The sequence below is a fragment of the Corynebacterium sp. H113 genome (genome assembly GCF_037572315.1).
Taxonomy (GTDB): Bacteria; Actinomycetota; Actinomycetes; order Mycobacteriales; family Mycobacteriaceae; genus Corynebacterium.
This window is the reverse complement of the sequence record NZ_JBBHKZ010000005.1, coordinates 94,670-110,755: the sequence shown is the minus strand read 5'-3', so window position 1 is coordinate 110,755 and position 16,086 is coordinate 94,670. Positions and strand designations below refer to the sequence as shown.

Annotated in this window: 14 protein-coding genes; 6 read left to right on the top strand and 8 right to left on the bottom strand. The window is 56.1% G+C overall.

Going from position 1 to position 16,086, the window contains the following annotated elements; translation table 11 throughout:
* Window positions 1-69 precede the first annotated feature (69 nt).
* Entirely contained in the window at window positions 70-636 is a 567-nt protein-coding gene (locus tag WG938_RS10330) for a TetR family transcriptional regulator (protein ID WP_339980183.1), read from the top strand.
* A gap of 52 nt (window positions 637-688) precedes the next feature.
* Here the strand turns inward: WG938_RS10330 and WG938_RS10325 are convergent, their stop codons facing one another.
* From WG938_RS10325 to WG938_RS10300, 6 genes are all read right to left on the bottom strand, one after another.
* Window positions 689-964, bottom strand: coding sequence for a hypothetical protein (locus WG938_RS10325; RefSeq protein WP_339980181.1), 276 nt, complete (start codon window positions 962-964; stop codon window positions 689-691).
* Window positions 965-1,067: 103 nt separating this feature from the next.
* Complete coding sequence (locus WG938_RS10320; protein ID WP_339980180.1) at window positions 1,068-2,423, bottom strand: Na+/H+ antiporter family protein; 1,356 nt, start codon at window positions 2,421-2,423, stop codon at window positions 1,068-1,070.
* A gap of 117 nt (window positions 2,424-2,540) precedes the next feature.
* Window positions 2,541-2,906 carry a biotin/lipoyl-containing protein gene (locus WG938_RS10315; protein WP_339980179.1) on the bottom strand — a complete coding sequence of 122 codons (366 nt, stop codon included), beginning with the start codon at window positions 2,904-2,906 and terminating at the stop codon, window positions 2,541-2,543.
* Between the two features lie 27 nt (window positions 2,907-2,933).
* Complete coding sequence (locus WG938_RS10310; RefSeq protein ID WP_339980292.1) at window positions 2,934-3,185, bottom strand: hypothetical protein; 252 nt, start codon at window positions 3,183-3,185, stop codon at window positions 2,934-2,936.
* 72 nt (window positions 3,186-3,257) lie between these two features.
* Entirely contained in the window at window positions 3,258-4,856 is a 1,599-nt protein-coding gene (locus WG938_RS10305; RefSeq protein WP_339980178.1) for an acyl-CoA carboxylase subunit beta, read from the bottom strand.
* Window positions 4,857-4,904: 48 nt separating this feature from the next.
* Window positions 4,905-6,401 carry a methylmalonyl-CoA carboxytransferase subunit 5S gene (locus WG938_RS10300; RefSeq protein WP_339980177.1) on the bottom strand — a complete coding sequence of 499 codons (1,497 nt, stop codon included), beginning with the start codon at window positions 6,399-6,401 and terminating at the stop codon, window positions 4,905-4,907.
* 330 nt (window positions 6,402-6,731) lie between these two features.
* On the opposite strand from WG938_RS10300, the gene glgX reads away from it, so the two are divergent.
* The gene (glgX, locus tag WG938_RS10295; protein WP_339980176.1) at window positions 6,732-8,873 is read left to right on the top strand and encodes a glycogen debranching protein GlgX; all 2,142 of its coding nucleotides are present in this window, start codon (window positions 6,732-6,734) and stop codon (window positions 8,871-8,873) included.
* Window positions 8,874-8,983: 110 nt separating this feature from the next.
* Here the strand turns inward: glgX and WG938_RS10290 are convergent, their stop codons facing one another.
* Window positions 8,984-9,226: a HigA family addiction module antitoxin gene (locus WG938_RS10290; RefSeq protein WP_339980175.1), complete on the bottom strand. Its 243-nt coding sequence runs from the start codon at window positions 9,224-9,226 to the stop codon at window positions 8,984-8,986.
* A gap of 407 nt (window positions 9,227-9,633) precedes the next feature.
* Here WG938_RS10290 and WG938_RS10285 point away from each other — a divergent pair, with 407 nt between their 5' ends.
* The 4 genes from WG938_RS10285 to WG938_RS10270 all read left to right on the top strand — a co-directional run bounded on the left by WG938_RS10285 (window position 9,634) and on the right by WG938_RS10270 (window position 15,757).
* Window positions 9,634-11,193 (top strand): exonuclease domain-containing protein, encoded by a 1,560-nt coding sequence (locus tag WG938_RS10285; protein WP_339980174.1) that lies wholly within the window; start codon window positions 9,634-9,636, stop codon window positions 11,191-11,193.
* A 182-nt stretch (window positions 11,194-11,375) separates the two neighbouring features.
* The gene (locus WG938_RS10280; protein ID WP_339980172.1) at window positions 11,376-12,041 is read left to right on the top strand and encodes a hypothetical protein; all 666 of its coding nucleotides are present in this window, start codon (window positions 11,376-11,378) and stop codon (window positions 12,039-12,041) included.
* Between the two features lie 52 nt (window positions 12,042-12,093).
* Window positions 12,094-14,556 carry a malto-oligosyltrehalose synthase gene (gene treY / locus WG938_RS10275; RefSeq protein ID WP_339980170.1) on the top strand — a complete coding sequence of 821 codons (2,463 nt, stop codon included), beginning with the start codon at window positions 12,094-12,096 and terminating at the stop codon, window positions 14,554-14,556.
* Entirely contained in the window at window positions 14,549-15,757 is a 1,209-nt protein-coding gene (locus WG938_RS10270; RefSeq protein ID WP_339980168.1) for a GTP pyrophosphokinase, read from the top strand. Before treY ends, WG938_RS10270 begins: the two co-directional genes overlap by 8 nt.
* On the opposite strand, the gene WG938_RS10265 is transcribed toward WG938_RS10270, so the two are convergent.
* Window positions 15,678-16,061, bottom strand: a complete 384-nt coding sequence (locus tag WG938_RS10265; protein WP_339980166.1) for an RNA-binding S4 domain-containing protein — start codon at window positions 16,059-16,061, stop codon at window positions 15,678-15,680. The genes WG938_RS10270 and WG938_RS10265 overlap by 80 nt on opposite strands.
* Between the last annotated feature and the right edge of the window lie 25 nt (window positions 16,062-16,086).

The window sequence follows — 16,086 nt, the reverse complement described above, 5'->3', positions numbered from 1 at the left end:
GGGTGGTGATTTGGCCATCCCCCGGTGTTTTCATCACCATCTCGGTTTTTTCAGCTACGGTTGACCACTGTGCAACTGACCAAAGAAATCATCTTGGATGCCGCGCTTGAAATCCTCGACGAATACGGTCTCCAAGACCTCACCATTCGCCGACTAGCTCGCCATCTCGATGTCGCAGCAGGCGCCATGTACTGGCACTACCCATCGAAGCAAGCACTCTTGGGCGCAGTTGCTGACCGCACCCTCACTCCGCTCACCACTCGCGAATTCACCGGAGGGTGGCGCGACAATGTCAGCAAGTTCATCACTGCATTCCACGAATGCTTGACCCATCATCGCGATGGTGCTGAGATCGTCGCCGCAGCCATGGCCACGGGCACTGCGCAGCTTTCACCGCTGTCACTGCTAGCACCGCTTCTCGACGACGCTCCAAGCAACTTTTCAGCTACCGATTTGGCATCGACATTGGTGCACTTCACAATTGGTACGACCCTGGACGAGCAAACTACTGAGCGAATGGCAGAGCTGGCGAAGGACGACCCGTCGTTAAGCGTGGACGAGATCCGGCAGCAGGGTTTGCGGCGCATCAGCTTAGGCTGCGAGATCATCCTTGCAGGCATTGAAGCAGCAGGTTAAGTAGTGGTTGCATGAGAAAAGCCAGGACGGTGATGCCATCCCGGCTTAGTTCTTATGCGGAAGTCAAAGGCGAAAGCACTATGCCGGCGACAACACAGCCGAGGAACACTGCCGCGCCAGTCCACCATCGGGCACTGGCAACAAGCCAGCCCCCGAGACCTAAACCAGCTCCGATGAAGCCGAGAGCAATCGCCCCTTGCACATTTGACGCCGTGAGTGCAGCTGCAGCTACAACAAATGCGAGGATGCCGATGCAGATCATGAAGAATCCGAGCAGCTTACGAAAAGACCCCTCTGGAAACTCGAAATCCAGGTCATCAATGTCCACTATCGACGAACCTCCTTGACGTGATTGTTAGCTCAACACTGCCACACGGATCTGACGCACCACAATGAACGAGGCGCGGTCAGAACCCGATTGTGCCTCGCGGTTAGAGGACCATGGCTGCAATCCAACCGGATACCAGCAACGGCAGGTTGTAGTGGATGAAGGTTGGAATCACTGAGTCGCGAATGTGGTCATGCTGGCCGTCTGCGTTCAAACCAGCCGTTGGTCCCAGAGTCGAGTCAGATGCTGGCGAACCGGCGTCACCAAGCGCACCTGCAGCACCGATAATGGCAACAGTGGCCGCCGGTGAAAAGCCCATCGTTGTACACAGTGGAACGTAGATGGTGGCGATGATAGGCAACGTTGAGAACGAAGAGCCAATACCCATCGTGACGATGAGGCCGACGACCAGCATCGCTGCTGCAGCAGCGCCCGTGTTGCCAGCGAACATGTCCGCAGAGGCGGTGACGAGATTTTCTACTTCGCCAGTTTCGCTCATCACTGCGGCGAAGCCCTGTGCCGTGATCATGATGAAGCCGATGAGTGCCATCATCTTCATACCTGCGGTGAATACATCGTCCGCTTCACGCCACTTCACGGCACCCGTAACCATAAAGATCGCCAGGCCTACCAGAGCACCGACGAGAAGCGAATCAGCTTCGAAGTCCATAGACTGCATGACGACCTGAACTGCGAAGGTTGCAATAATCGCAATCACTGCAACGATGACCCGGTATCGAGAAATTGGCTCGTCTTCAGTGTCTTTTGCGCCAACAATAGGCAGATCTTCGTAGTCACGAGGCTTACGGTAGGAGAAGAATACTGCGATCAATAGACCGGCGATCATACCCATTGCAGGAATTGCCATGGTCGTGAAGACGTTGATGCCATTCGTATTCATGCCGGCCTTTTCAATATTGCCCAGCAGAATTTCGTTCAAGAAGATGTTGCCGAAGCCCAGTGGAATCCACATGTAGGTGGTGACCAAACCGAACGTCAACACGCTTGCTACCAGTCGGCGGTCAAGGCGTAGTCGGTTCATGATCTTCAACAGTGGAGGGATGATCAGCGGAATGAACGCGATGTGAACCGGGATCAGGTTTTGCGACATGATGGCCATCGCCAAAATGCCGGCAATCATGCCAAACTTGGTGAGAGCAATCGTGGCACTCTTCGCTGTCTCACTTTCAGTGCCCAGTTTCGAAATGATCCACTCTGCCAGCAGACGTGGAAGTCCGGAACTAGCCACTGCCATAGCAAAAGCGCCGAGCAAGGCGTAGCTCAGCGCGATTTTTGCGCCACCGGACAGGCCGTCCTGGAACGCAACCATGGTGCCATCGATGCCAAGCCCACCGGCAAGGCCACCCACAAGGGCACCAACAAAGAGTGAAATAACGACGTGGACCCTGCTCACTGCGAGGATCAGCATCACCAAAACGGCGAGAAGAACGGCATTCATAGTAAAAATTCTAAGTTATTACTTATGCCGTTATGAAACTCAACCGTTCTTCATCACCGCAAATGTGACGCAACAAGCAATGCTCTTTACCGACCAGGGCCCGTGGCCGTTTTTCGGTTACTCTACCGATACGAGTGGCTGTCCACCCTGCACCGATTCGCCGACCTCAACGTTGATGCTGCCGACGGTGCCGTCGTGAGGTGCAGTGATCTCGGTTTCCATCTTCATCGCTTCCAGGATGAGCAGAACCTCGCCGGAGGTAATCTGCTGCCCTTCCTCCACCAGAATGCGACTGACGGAGCCAGCGAGTGGCGCGACGACCGAGTTCGACGACACACCCGACAGCTTCGCAGTAGCTGGTTCGGAGGTGTTGGTGACGGTTGCACCGCCTCCCATCACGATGGTCGACAGGCGCTTCTGTTCTTCTTCAACTTCAACTTCGACGTCATAGGCAATGCCGTTGACGGTGACTTTCAACTTCATGGTTGTCCTCGATTCACACGGTGTTTGCTAGCGCAGTCGGAGCTGCTGAACTTGACGCCCCTGCATAGCCCAGGTGCGGTGACGGTTGTAGCGGATTGCCTTCACGGTGCCGCGGTTACCCAAGTACGCCGATACCGCCGCCGAAATAGCGATGACTGCTTCTTCCGGAATGTCGGCGTCGACGCGCTTTCGTAGCTCGACCAGCTCGGCTTCCGCCTTCTTCAGTCGCGCGGTCGCAGTGCTCAAGCTTTGCGACGTCGCATCCAAGCGACGCCCCATCTCGGCGACGAGTTCGCGGAGTTCGGCAACATCGCCGGCTCCAGCGCCGGTCATGTTTTCGGTGGTCATGGCTTACATCGGCCCCAATCCATGCTTCTTGCCTGGGCGTACAACGCGCTTGTTGGCCAGCACTTCTAGAGCATCTGCGATCTGCATACGCGTCTCTGCTGGATCAATGACATCGTCGACAAGTCCGCGGGAGGCGGCTACGTACGGCGTCGAGAATCGAGACTTGTATTCGGCAATGCGTTCATTACGAACCTTCGCCTGCTCTTCTTCCGAACCAGCTGCTGCGATGTCCTTGCGGAAGACAACGTTGACAGCACCTTCGGCACCCATCACTGCGATCTCAGCGGTTGGCCATGCAAAGACACGGTCGGCGCCCATGTCCTTCGAGCACATTGCGAGGTAGGCGCCACCGTATGCCTTACGCAGCACGATAGTGATCTTCTGCACTGTTGCAGCGGAGTATGCGTACAGCATCTTTGCGCCGTGGCGAATGATGCCGCCATGTTCCTGCGCGACGCCTGGCATGAAGCCCGGGACATCCACAAAAGTAACCAGCGGGATATTGAACGCGTTACAGAAACGAATGAACTTAGCGCCCTTGTCGGAAGCATTGATGTCGAGAACACCAGACATGACTGCTGGCTGGTTTGCAACGATGCCCACCGTACGACCGGCGATACGTCCGAAACCGACGACCAGGTTCTGTGCGAAACCTGCCTGAGACTCGAGGAAGTCTGCATTGTCCACGACGCGAGTAATGACGTCGCGGACGTCGTAGCCCTTCTTGCCGTCTACTGGCACGACATCGCGCAGCGAATTGTCCGGGGTCACATCCAATACCGGGTCCACGACTGGCGCTTCCTCAGTGTTGTTCTGTGGCAGGAAGCTCAGTAGTTTCTGGGCGATGAGAATTGCCTGCTCATCGTCGTCAGCAACGAAGTCAATGTTGCCGGCCTTCGCCATGTGCGCATCAGCTCCACCGAGCTGATCTGCGGTGACATCTTCGCCGGTGACAGCCTTGATCACGCCTGGGCCAGTGATGAACATCTGTGCCTTGCGCGTCTGAATGATGAAGTCAGTCAATGCTGGCGAGTACGCAGCACCACCAGCGCACGGGCCGGAGATAATGGAAATCTGCGGAACCAAGCCGGATAGCAGCACGTTGTTGTAGAACACCTGGCCGTAGCCGGACAGTGAGTCGATGCCTTCCTGAATTCGAGCTCCGCCGGAATCGTTGATGAACACGAATGGGGTGCCCGTATCTGCGGATGCCTTCATCATGGCCGCAACCTTCTTGGACTGTGCTTCGCCGGCAGAGCCACCCATCACGGTGAAGTCCTGCGATGCGATATGCAAAGGGCGACCAAGCACTGCGCCGGTACCCGTGACGACGCCATCAGCCGGGGCATCAGCCTTGTCCATGCCGAAGTCAGTCGTGCGGTGGGTGATGAACATTCCGGTTTCGTGGAACGTACCTTCATCCAAGAGCGCTTCCAGGCGTTCGCGGGCGGTCATCTTGCCACGCTCGCGCTGCTTTTCCTGACGAGCTTCGCCACCACCAGCTGCGACGCGTGCGCGCTGCTCGTAGAGCACTTCGAGGCGTTCGTCCATAGAGGCGTCAGCAACAGCTGCAGGAGCGTTGTTAGAGGATTCGTTAGACATATAAATCAGCTCTTCACAATCTTTTACGTGTTGTAGTTCTGCCGTTGCTTAGGCCGGTTCGACCTGGACGGTTTGCGAGCGGCCACCCACGGTGACCTTGTACTTGATTGGCTCGCGGATAGCGTTCGCTGCGCCGGTCGCCTGATCCTGTTCGCGCTTCATCTGCTCGGCCGTCTTACCAACATTCTTTGGCCCTTCAGCACGCGACTCGAAGAAGCCCGGCGCGACAGATGGGAACAGTGCGTTGGTCAGGACGTCCTCGTCGGTGCCGTTGTAACCCGGGAGTGCAGCTGCCTGGGAAACCAAGTCATCCCACTCAGGATTAAGCAAGTCTGCTGGGCGACACGTAATGGCTTCCTTCTTGGTCTGCTCCGCGGCTTGCTTAATCAGCTCTGGATTTCGTTCGCCAGGGCATTCGCCGTAGTAACCCAACATCAAGTCAGCGAACTCGGCAGTCATGACCTTGTAGCGCCCCATCAGGACGTTGAACACAGCCTGCGTGCCGACGATCTGTGAGCTCGGTGTGACCAGTGGCGGGTAGCCCGCATCCTTGCGGACGATTGGAACCTCGCGCATTACTTCTTCCACGCGGTCGCCAGCGCCCTGCGCCTTGAGCTGGTTCTCCATGTTCGACAACATGCCACCAGGAATCTGAGACATGAAGATGTCGGTGTTGACCAACGTCTTGGACTCAAACTCTGCGTACTTCGGGCGTACGGTGCGGAAGTGGTCACGAATGTTGATGAGGTTGTTCATGTCCAAGCCGGTGTCATAGCCGGTTCCTTCGAGCATCTCAACGAGAGACTCTGTTGGATTGTGGCCAGGCCCCAAGGAGAGCGACGAGATCGCGGTATCGACGACATCCGCTCCAGCTTCGATAGCCTTCATCAACGTGACCAAGGTGACACCCGTGGTCGAGTGGCAGTGCACATTGATCTGCGTGTCTTCGCCGTAGGTTTCCTTGATACCACGGACGATGTCGTATGCAGGCTGTGGCTTCAGCAACGCAGCCATATCCTTCAGCGCGATGGAATCCGCGCCCATGTCAAGCAAACGACCTGCAAGCTTGATGTATCCGTCGATGTCGTGCAATGGCGACGTCGTATAGCAGATCGTGCCTTGTGCATGCTTGCCCACGTTCTTCACTGCGGTCATCGCATGCTCGAGGTTGCGAGGGTCGTTCAACGCATCGAATACACGGAACACGTCCATGCCATTTTCCGCGGACTTCTCCACGAACTTATCGACGACCATGTCCTCGTAGTGGCGGTAGCCCAAGAGGTTCTGTCCACGCAGCAGCATTTGCAGGCGGCTATTTGGCATGAGTTCACGGAAGGTGCGTAGACGCTCCCATGGATCCTCATTCAGGAATCGAATGCAGGAGTCGAACGTTGCTCCGCCCCAGCACTCGACACTCCAGAAGCCTGCTTTGTCCATGTCTTCGCAGACATCGACCATGTCTTCCATTGCCATGCGCGTTGCCATTAAGCTCTGATGAGCATCACGCAAGGCGACTTCGGTTACTCCAATGGTTCGCTGACTCATAATTACGAATCTAAACCGGTTCAGTAAGTTTCGCGCGTCGACAACCACGAAACACAGCATGCGAGCGTTGAAGAAACACCGTTTGACACGATTGGCTCCCCCACAGTTCGGGTTAATTCGACGTACCTGCGGGCAATAACTGGTCGCCAACATTCACGACGGGAATCCACCGGCATGTCGAAAAGCTGATCGACGACGACGTCGACACGCGAAAACGACCGGCAGTGAATGCATTTCAACTGAGGTAGGCGCGCCAATTCGACATAATTTGATGAGTGTCTGATTGTTTAATTCCACCTATTCTCGCGCCTTAGCACTAAGGTATTCACCATGAATCAAGCTAATACTGTCGGCGGATACCAAGTCTGGCCAGGAGAACCGTATCCTTTGGGCTCGACATACGACGGTGCGGGCACGAATTTCGCTCTGTTTTCGGACATTGCAGAGAAGGTTGAACTTTGCCTTATTGACAAAGAAGGCACGGAAACCCGCATCCCGCTCGAAGAAGTAGATGCTCACATCTGGCACTGCTACCTGCCGGGAATCGTGCCGGGACAGCGCTACGCGTACCGAGTGCATGGCCCCTACGATCCGGCGCACGGTCACCGTTGCGACCCAAACAAGCTCCTGGTCGACCCATATGCCAAGGCATTTGACGGCGAGTTCGATGGCCACTCTTCGCTTTTCAGCTACGACTTGAATGACCCGTCGAAGCGCAACGAGGAAGACAGCCTTGGGCATACGATGACGTCGGTCGTCATTAACCCCTTCTTCGACTGGGCTGCAGATCGCTCCCCGCGCACTCCGTACAACGAAACAGTTATCTACGAGGCGCATGTCAAGGGCATGACCATGCAGCACCCGGATATTCCGGAGACGTTGCGTGGCACGTACGCAGGTTTGGCCCACCCGGCCATCATCAATTACCTGAAAGACTTGGGCGTTACTGCCATTGAGCTGATGCCAGTACATCAGTTCCTCCAGGACGATCGCCTTCGCGACCTGGGTTTGCGTAACTACTGGGGCTACAACACATTCGGCTTCCTGGCTCCGCACCAGGATTACGCAGCTTCATCCAAACCTGGTGGTGCCGTCAGCGAGTTCAAGGGAATGGTTCGCGCATTCCACGATGCCGGCATCGAAGTAATCCTCGACGTGGTGTACAACCACACCGCCGAGGGCAATCACATGGGTCCAACCATCTGCTTCCGTGGCATTGACAACGCGGCATACTACCGTCTTGTCGATGGCGATAAGCAGCACTACATGGACTACACCGGCACCGGTAATTCCCTGAACGTACGCCACCCACACTCGCTGCAGCTCATCATGGACTCGCTGCGCTACTGGGTCTCCGAGATGCATGTCGACGGCTTCCGCTTCGACCTCGCCTCCACCCTTGCCCGCGAGTTCCACGACGTCGACCGATTGGCTGCATTCTTCGACTTGGTTCAGCAGGACCCAATTGTCAGCCAGGTCAAGCTCATTGCCGAGCCGTGGGATGTCGGCGAAGGTGGCTACCAGGTCGGCAACTTCCCACCTCAGTGGACCGAGTGGAACGGTAAGTACCGCGACACCATCCGCGACTTCTGGCGTGGCGAACCATCAACCCTGGGCGAGTTCGCATCTCGAATCACCGGTTCCTCCGACTTGTACGCCAACAATGATCGACGCCCGACCGCATCGATCAACTTCGTTACCGCTCACGATGGCTTTACGCTGAACGACTTGGTCAGCTACAACGAGAAGCACAACTCAGCGAATGGTGAAGACAACCGCGATGGCGAATCACACAATCGCTCGTGGAACTGTGGTGTCGAAGGCTCTACCGACGACGAGCGCATTCTGCAACTCCGCGCACGTCAGCGCCGCAATTTCTTGACGACGCTGCTACTTTCGCAAGGAACGCCAATGTTGAGCCACGGCGACGAGATGGGACGCAGCCAGAAGGGTAATAACAACGTCTATTGCCAGGACAATCCTCTGGCATGGATCGACTGGAATCAGACCCGTACGAACTCTGAGTTGGTGGACTTCACTCGCTTCCTCATCGAGATGCGCGCCGATCATCCAGTGTTCCGTCGTCGTCGCTTCTTGCGTGGCGGACCTCTTGGCGCAGAGACAGACGATCGCGATATCACGTGGCTAACGTACAAGGGCCGCGTGATGACTCAGGAAGACTGGGGCTTCGACTTCGGTAAGTCACTAATGGTCTGGCTGAACGGCGAGGCTATCACGGAGCCGGACCTGCGTGGCCTGCGCATCAAGGACGATTCTTTCCTGATGTGTTTTAACGCCCACCACGAAGATATTCAGTTCCAGATTCCAGGTACCGAATACGCATCCAAGTGGGAAATCATTGTGGATACGTCTGAAATAACAGGACGCCCAGCCAAGGAGCGCATTGTCGAGCCTGAAGGCGAGCTTCGAGTGCCAGCCCGATCAGTCATTATCTTGATCGAAAAGCACTAACCAGAAGCGCACTGCGCGAAGGCATGAGAAAAGCCCAACAACCACGATGGTTGTTGGGCTTTCTTGTTGGTGCCGACTCTTTACATTGTCCTACGAATCGACAACAGGGATTAGGCCGCGCTGCTATTGAAGTCGCGCTGGTAATTCATCCAGTACTCAGGGTCGGTGTCAAAATAGTCGGCCAGGCGCTGCGCAAGATCTTCGGTGACAGCGGTGTCACCGTTACGGAAACGCTCGAGCGTTGAGCTTGGCACTCCAATGCCTACTGCGAGGCGGTAGATGGACACCTTACGTGGCGTCAGAAACTCGTCATTGAGGATGGAACCAGGGTGTACAGGAATAGCACTGGTCAAGCGGATGCTCCTTATTTCCTTGATGTCCTAGGGGCAGTCGGTAGAAAACACAACAGGTTTACGTGGGTTTTGCATGTTTTCGATGCAGGTTATGCACGAATTCATGTTGCTTCCCACAGGTATTATTACCCAACAAACTGTCTCAGGGGGCCAAAACATGAGACGCGTGTCACATTTTTACGTGCTCCTCGCGCCCCTGCACGAGCTTCCGGTCACAGAACATTGTCCGCTCAGCGAAATATATTTCTGTTCCCATCATCTTTAGCAGGCGACTGAATTATAGGTAATGTCCGATCAAAAATCATACGGACGCCAATCGCGTGTCGAATGTGGTTTTCCACTTCCGCTTACTCCCCCAAAAGGGCGTGTCGATCAGCCAATCCGCACCGACCGCTACCCTGGTTTCCATGATGGTCGCCTTCCAGCTTTCCGGTTTCATCGTGCACGTTTCCGAATCATTCGTGACCGTTGATCGACGGGCTCGTATTCACAGCTCCGATAATGGCCCCGTCCGCGTTCCGCTTGACGACGTCGCGGTGGAAGCTCCATCCTTCATTTTCACTGCTCCAACAGCGCTTTTACCAGGATTCGTGAAGTTTGGACCTCACGCTCCAGCGATTCGCGTGACACCAGCTGCAGTGGACACCGCCAACCGACTTGTTGTGCTCGTGACGGCGGCAAAAGCTGGTGACTTTGCGGCTGAAGCACAAGCCCTCGTAGACACAGACACCCACGGCGTTGACGTCATCATCGATACCCCTGCCCCAATGTCTGCAGTTGCTCCCACACCAGAATTCACGCAGATTGCAGAATCTGGTGCGCTTCCGTTCATGTCTGAGCAAAAGGAAGACACATCAGGTTCAGACGATCGTAGCTTGGAGGATTTCGTTGCGTTCGATGTCGAGACTGCAAACGCTGCGTTCGGCTCCGTGATCCAAATGGGTCTGGCCGTCGTAAAGAACGGTGTAATCGACAGCACGTACTCGTGGTTGTGTCGACCTCCTGCAGGATTGGAAGAGTTTTCGGAGGACAACATCGCAGTGCATGGCATCCAGCCAGCAGATGTTGCAGACCAACCTTCGTTTACCCAACGAGTGCAGGAGTTCACCGAAGTCGTTGGAACCATGCCCATCGTCGCGCATAACGCGAAGTTCGATTTCACTGCGATGTATGAAGGCTGCCAGGCTGCGGGCATCGAAGCCCCTGAAGTTAAGTTCGGCTGCACGTATAGGTGGGCTCGGCAAGCAGAGCTTGGATTGCGGAATTTGAAGCTGCCGACCTTAGCTGCCGCTGCTGGTTACGACTTGACCGAACACCACGATGCCACGGCGGATGCCATTGCCTGTGCTCATATCGCCACATGGCTGATGCACAAGCAGGACTCCACCAGCGTCCAAGAGTTGTCTGAAACTCTGAGTCTGAGTCTCGGCGAGATTAGTGGAGGCAAGCTGCGCCAGGTCAGGTATAAATCAGGCACCACTTCTGGAGTTGCTGGTCGTGGCGGGAATTGGAATCAAGGGGCTCGTCGGCACGCAAAGTGGGATGCGGCGAAGACACCGACAACTATCCCCAAGCCGAATCCACATGCTGATCCCCAGGGATTGCTTTTCGGCCAGCGAGTGACGCTGACTGGAGACTTCGACCCGTTCGACAAAGGCCAGTTGTGGGAAAAGATCGCTGATGCGGGAGCGGACATTAATAAGGGAGTCACCAAGAAAACCACCATTCTTGTGGCCGGACCGTGGGATTCGGTGACATCAAAAGAAAGGCGTGCCCGAGAGCTGCAGGAGCAGGGACAGGATATCGAAATCTGGACAAAAGAGCAGCTCTTCGCTGCACTTGGGCTGGATGAAGCCGAGGCGCGCGAATCCCACGCTCAAGTCTTCGGAAGCGGCGCGTATGCACAAGGCTCATTCGATGACAATGCTGCAGCCGGCTTCCCTCTTGACGACGAACCACCGTTCTAAAACACCTCATCACGCGAATATGCGTGCTCTCGTGCCCCTCTGCGAAAACCTCGGGAACCAATGCCATTCCTGGAGCGTCAGTGTAGGTAAGGGAGGCTGTTGGTAGAGCCTCCTGCTGCACTAGGGCTGCAGTAGAACTGCTTCATCAAAATTGCATTGACTGAACGTGGGGGGACTTAGCAATGCTTCGACCAGTACCGGAATTGCGTCCGGCAGAGTGGTTACGTGATGCGCCATCAGATATAGATTGGCGCGACGTGGGGGCCGGGCTGATAGGTGTGGTCACTGGACCGGGGTTTTCAATGGAAACAGCTGGGCAGGAATTGATCGACCGTCATACCTCAACGGGGCAACTGCATGTAGTCGCACGCCCCGCGGCAGCTGCAACGGGAGTACAAGCTACTCGGCTATGTACGGCTCGCCAGCAGGATGTGGTGCGTAAGGCCATAGGCCATTGCCCCGCTCGCCGCGACCTTGTGCATGGATTGGAACTGGGTAGCCCCGTGCACCACGTCACTGGTTGGCTTGCTGCAACGGCTGCGCTGTTAGAGCTGGATGGGCACTTGTGCCGGCTTTTTGGTGACACTCCGGTGTACTTTCCAGCAACGGTAGATTCACTTTTGGTTTTTCCTCACAACGTCGACCTTCGACGTGGTTACGCATGGGCAGCACAGAGATGGAAACGCTCCGCCGAACGGGTATCGCCACTTGCTTTCATGCGAGAGGGCGATCGACTAGCTCTATTCACTCCGGCGGGCAGCCGTCCGGACTATCGCGCCCACGTTGAGGCTTGCGCGCTCGCTACTGGCGAAGTTTTATATCCAACTTTCTGGGCGTACGCCCACTAAGGTGGAGGTGAACTAGTCGTACCTTGACAGAAAGGCGAGTGATCTCGTTTCCATGGATCGACGACCAATTACGTCCACCTACCGTGTTCAGCTGCGCGGTCCAAAGGCGGATCCAAACGGCCGCGCATTCACTTTCGCGGATGCCGAGAAACAGATCTCTTACCTTGCCGAGCTCGGTGTTTCCCACATTTACCTATCGCCAGTTCTCTCGTCGGTTCCCGAGTCAAACCATGGCTACGACGTCATCGATCCCACCACCATAAACCCTGAGTTGGGTGGCATGAAGGGACTGCAGTCGCTCGCTGCAACTGCGCACGAGGCTGGCATCGGCATCATCATCGATATCGTCCCTAACCACCTTGGTGTCGAGCAGCCAGAGCTCAATAAGTGGTGGTGGGATGTCCTTACATACGGACAAGATTCCGATTTCGAACCGTACTTCGATATCGATTGGCACGAGGACAACGGCGCTGACGGCAAAATGGGCCTGCCCGTTTTGGGCTCTGAGGACGACGTCGAAAAGCTTGAGGTTGATCTCAGCGGTGATGAGCCACTGCTCAAGTACTACGATCATGCGTTTCCGATCCGCCCTGGCACCGAGGAGGGTACGCCGCAAGAAGTGCATGCTCGCCAGTCGTACCGATTGATGTTCTGGCGCGATGGCATTATCGGTTACCGTCGATTCTTTAGTGTGAACGGGCTCGCGGGTATTCGCCAGGAAAACCCGGTTGTCTTCGAGCACACTCATCGGATCGTTCGCGAGCTCATTGCTGCCGATATCATCGATGGTGTCCGAGTTGACCATCCCGATGGTTTGTCGGATCCTTTCGGTTACTTGTCGCAGCTGCGTCGCTTGCTTGGCGACGACAAGTGGTTGGTCATCGAGAAGATTCTCGGTGCTACCGAGCCACTCGATCCTCGCTTGCAGGTGGATGGCACGACCGGCTACGACGCACTGCGTGAGTTCGACAACGTTTTCATGAACCGCGAATCACGCGACACTATGAGCATGCTTGCGCTACAGGAATCGGGCTCTACGTGGGACAAGCAGGCAGTTAAGGCGACGGAACGAGAGCTGAAGCGAGAAATTGCAAAGAGCGAATTGACGGCGGAGGTACGTCGTCTAGCCCGCGCACTTCGCCGCGATAACTGGTCGACCTACGGTGGCAATGTCACCGAGGAAGAGTTGATGGACACCATCAGCGAGCTCGTCGCAGCTATGCCTGTCTATCGCTCGGACTATGTGTCGCTGTCTCGCGTGGCATCGTCGGTCATCCAGGAAATGGCCGCACGCTTCCCATCGCGTGTGTTTGCCCTGGACTTGATTGCCGCTGGGCTGATCGCACAGGGGGAAGCCGCCACTCGCTTTGCGCAGGTCTGTGGTGCTGTGATGGCAAAGGGAGTCGAAGACACGACGTTCTACAGGGCAAGCCGACTGGTCAGCTTGAACGAAGTCGGTGGCGATCCAAGCCGCTATGGTGTCTCAGCTGCCGAGTACCATCTCCTGCAGTCGGAGCGTGCCCGTCTATGGCCAGGAACGATGACGGCATTGTCCACGCACGACACCAAGCGAGGCGAAGATGTCCGTGCTCGCATTATCCAACTTTCGGATATCGCTGGTGACTGGGCCGAGAACATTCGCGATTGGAATGCCATTACCCCAGCTCCAGACGCTGCAACTGGCTATTTCTTGATCCAGAACATCGTTGGCGTATGGCCCGCAGATGGGGTTATCACGGACGAACTCCGCGACCGTCTCCACGCATACGCGCAAAAAGCAATGCGCGAGGCTAGTTCCATCACCACGTGGACCGAACCGGACGAGGAGATGGAACTCCGTGTAATGCGCTGGATCGACCGCCTCCTCGACGGCCCGCTCACCGACCGCATTACTGAATTTGTGCAGTCCATCGCTCCAGCAGGCATGACGACGAGTTGGTCGCGAAAGCTGCTTCAGCTCGTAGGACCAGGTATTCCTGACACCTACCAGGGCACGGAGTTCCTCGAAGACTCGTTGGTGGACCCAGACAATCGTCGTTTCGTAGATTACGATGCCCGTCGCGTAGCACTCGACCAGGTACGCCGAGGTGAGGTTCCAACTGCGGTGAGCTCCGCAGAGACTCCGGCGACATTGCCTGAAGGCTTTACTGCGGCGGATGCAAGCATGGTCAAGCTGATGGTCACCCACCATGGTTTGGCTTTGCGTGCTGAACGACCTGACTCGTTCGTCGGCGGCACCTACCAGCCAGTTTTTGCCGAAGGTGTCGGCGAACGCTACCTGGTCGGTGCTGCACGTGGCCCACAGGGCGAAGACCAAGACATCATCGCTTTGGTTACCCGCCGTCCAATCGGTCTGGAGCGCGATGGAGGTTGGGGCGACACCACAGTAACTTTGCCTGATGGATTCTGGACAGACCGCTTCACTGGTCGCACCTGGTCAGGAACCGTCGTCGTTTCTAGCATGTTTGATACCTACCCTGTGGCTCTGCTCGTTGCAGAAGAAGTAGATGTCTAAGCAACAAGACCAACCAGCTCGTCCACAGACGAGAAAGAAGCGTCGCAAAATTAGCGAACGGATGCGCACGCTGCAGTCACAGTACGACTCGTGGCTAGCGGCGCACCCGACGGCTGCTGCTGACTTCGCAGACGGAATCAGTGAAATTCTCGCTGACTCCGGCCTCGCATTCGATCAGGTCACAGCGCGAGTGAAGACATGGCGCTCGCTTCGAATGAAAGCGATGCGTCGCCGCGACGATGGCTCGTTCGTTTACGCCGACCCGTGGGCCGATATTCATGATCTCGTCGGTGCTCGTATCACCACGTACCACTCTACCGAGATCCCCAGTGTGCTTGAAGTCCTGGCTGATGACCTCGACATCCTCCGCACAACGGACAAAACGTTAGAAACGCGAATCAGCGGGCAGCTAGGGTACGGCTCGCATCATTTGGTCTGCCGAATCGGCGAGAACGCGCCGAATATCCTCGAGCCTTATAAAGGTCTTGAATTCGAGATTCAAGTGCGCACGGTACTCCAACATGCGTGGGCAGAATTCGAGCACGATATTCGATACAAGTCAGCCGAGGGTGTAGTCGATCCACGCATCGACCGTGCTTTTGCTCTCGCAGCCGGTCTGATTGAACTTGCCGACCAACAGTTCGACCAGATCGCCTCCATCATTGACGAGCAAGAACAAGAAGCGGCATCTGCCCAAGACTCAGACAGCACGACGTCCGATGCAACAGGGAGAGACAGCTCTCCTAATCGTGCCGACGACGTCGAAATCAATGCAGAAACTCTGCCGGGCGTGCTCACCCTGTTCCTGCCACGCATCCCTCGATCCAAGTCTGAACACTACGCATGGTTAGAAGACATCCTTGATGCCAATGGAGTCGACACCGTGGGAGAGTTGCGCAAACTGCTAGAGCCTCGTCGCGTAGACCAGGTGTCCAAAGCGATGCGCTATCGTTTCACCCCAGGTCACGCCCGAATTATCGACGATTGTCTCCTCGCCGAGTTCGGTGAAGATCACATCACGCAAACCCAGCACCTCGGTCTGCACCCAGAAGCGCGAGTGAAGCGAATGAAAGTGCGCCTCGCAATTTTGGACAAGGCCGAAGCCGTCACCGAAACAGGGGTTATCGACCGCGAAGTCGATCAATCTGCCGACGTTCCTTCTTTGTCGGACGCCCTGCTCCCCGATCTCGCATCGGAATAGACGCCAAGATTTCCCTTGGCGGCGGTGGCGGCGACTTATCGATGTAACACGTTTTCGCAATCGGTGCGCCAACTCGCTTGGCGATTGTCCGCGTGACCTCAACAATTGTTTCGCGGTGATTCGCCCACACACGAATCTCGTCGCCAGGCGCGACGATCGTCGCAGGCTTGACGGCGTTACCATTCAGCTTGACGTGACCACCCCGGCACGCCTCCGCAGCCTGAGAGCGCGTCTTGAGTAACCGCACTGCCCACAGCCAGGCGTCGATGCGGACTGGCTTATCGTCATCTAGATGCTGCGTCATGAACTACCTGCACCACATGGTTGCG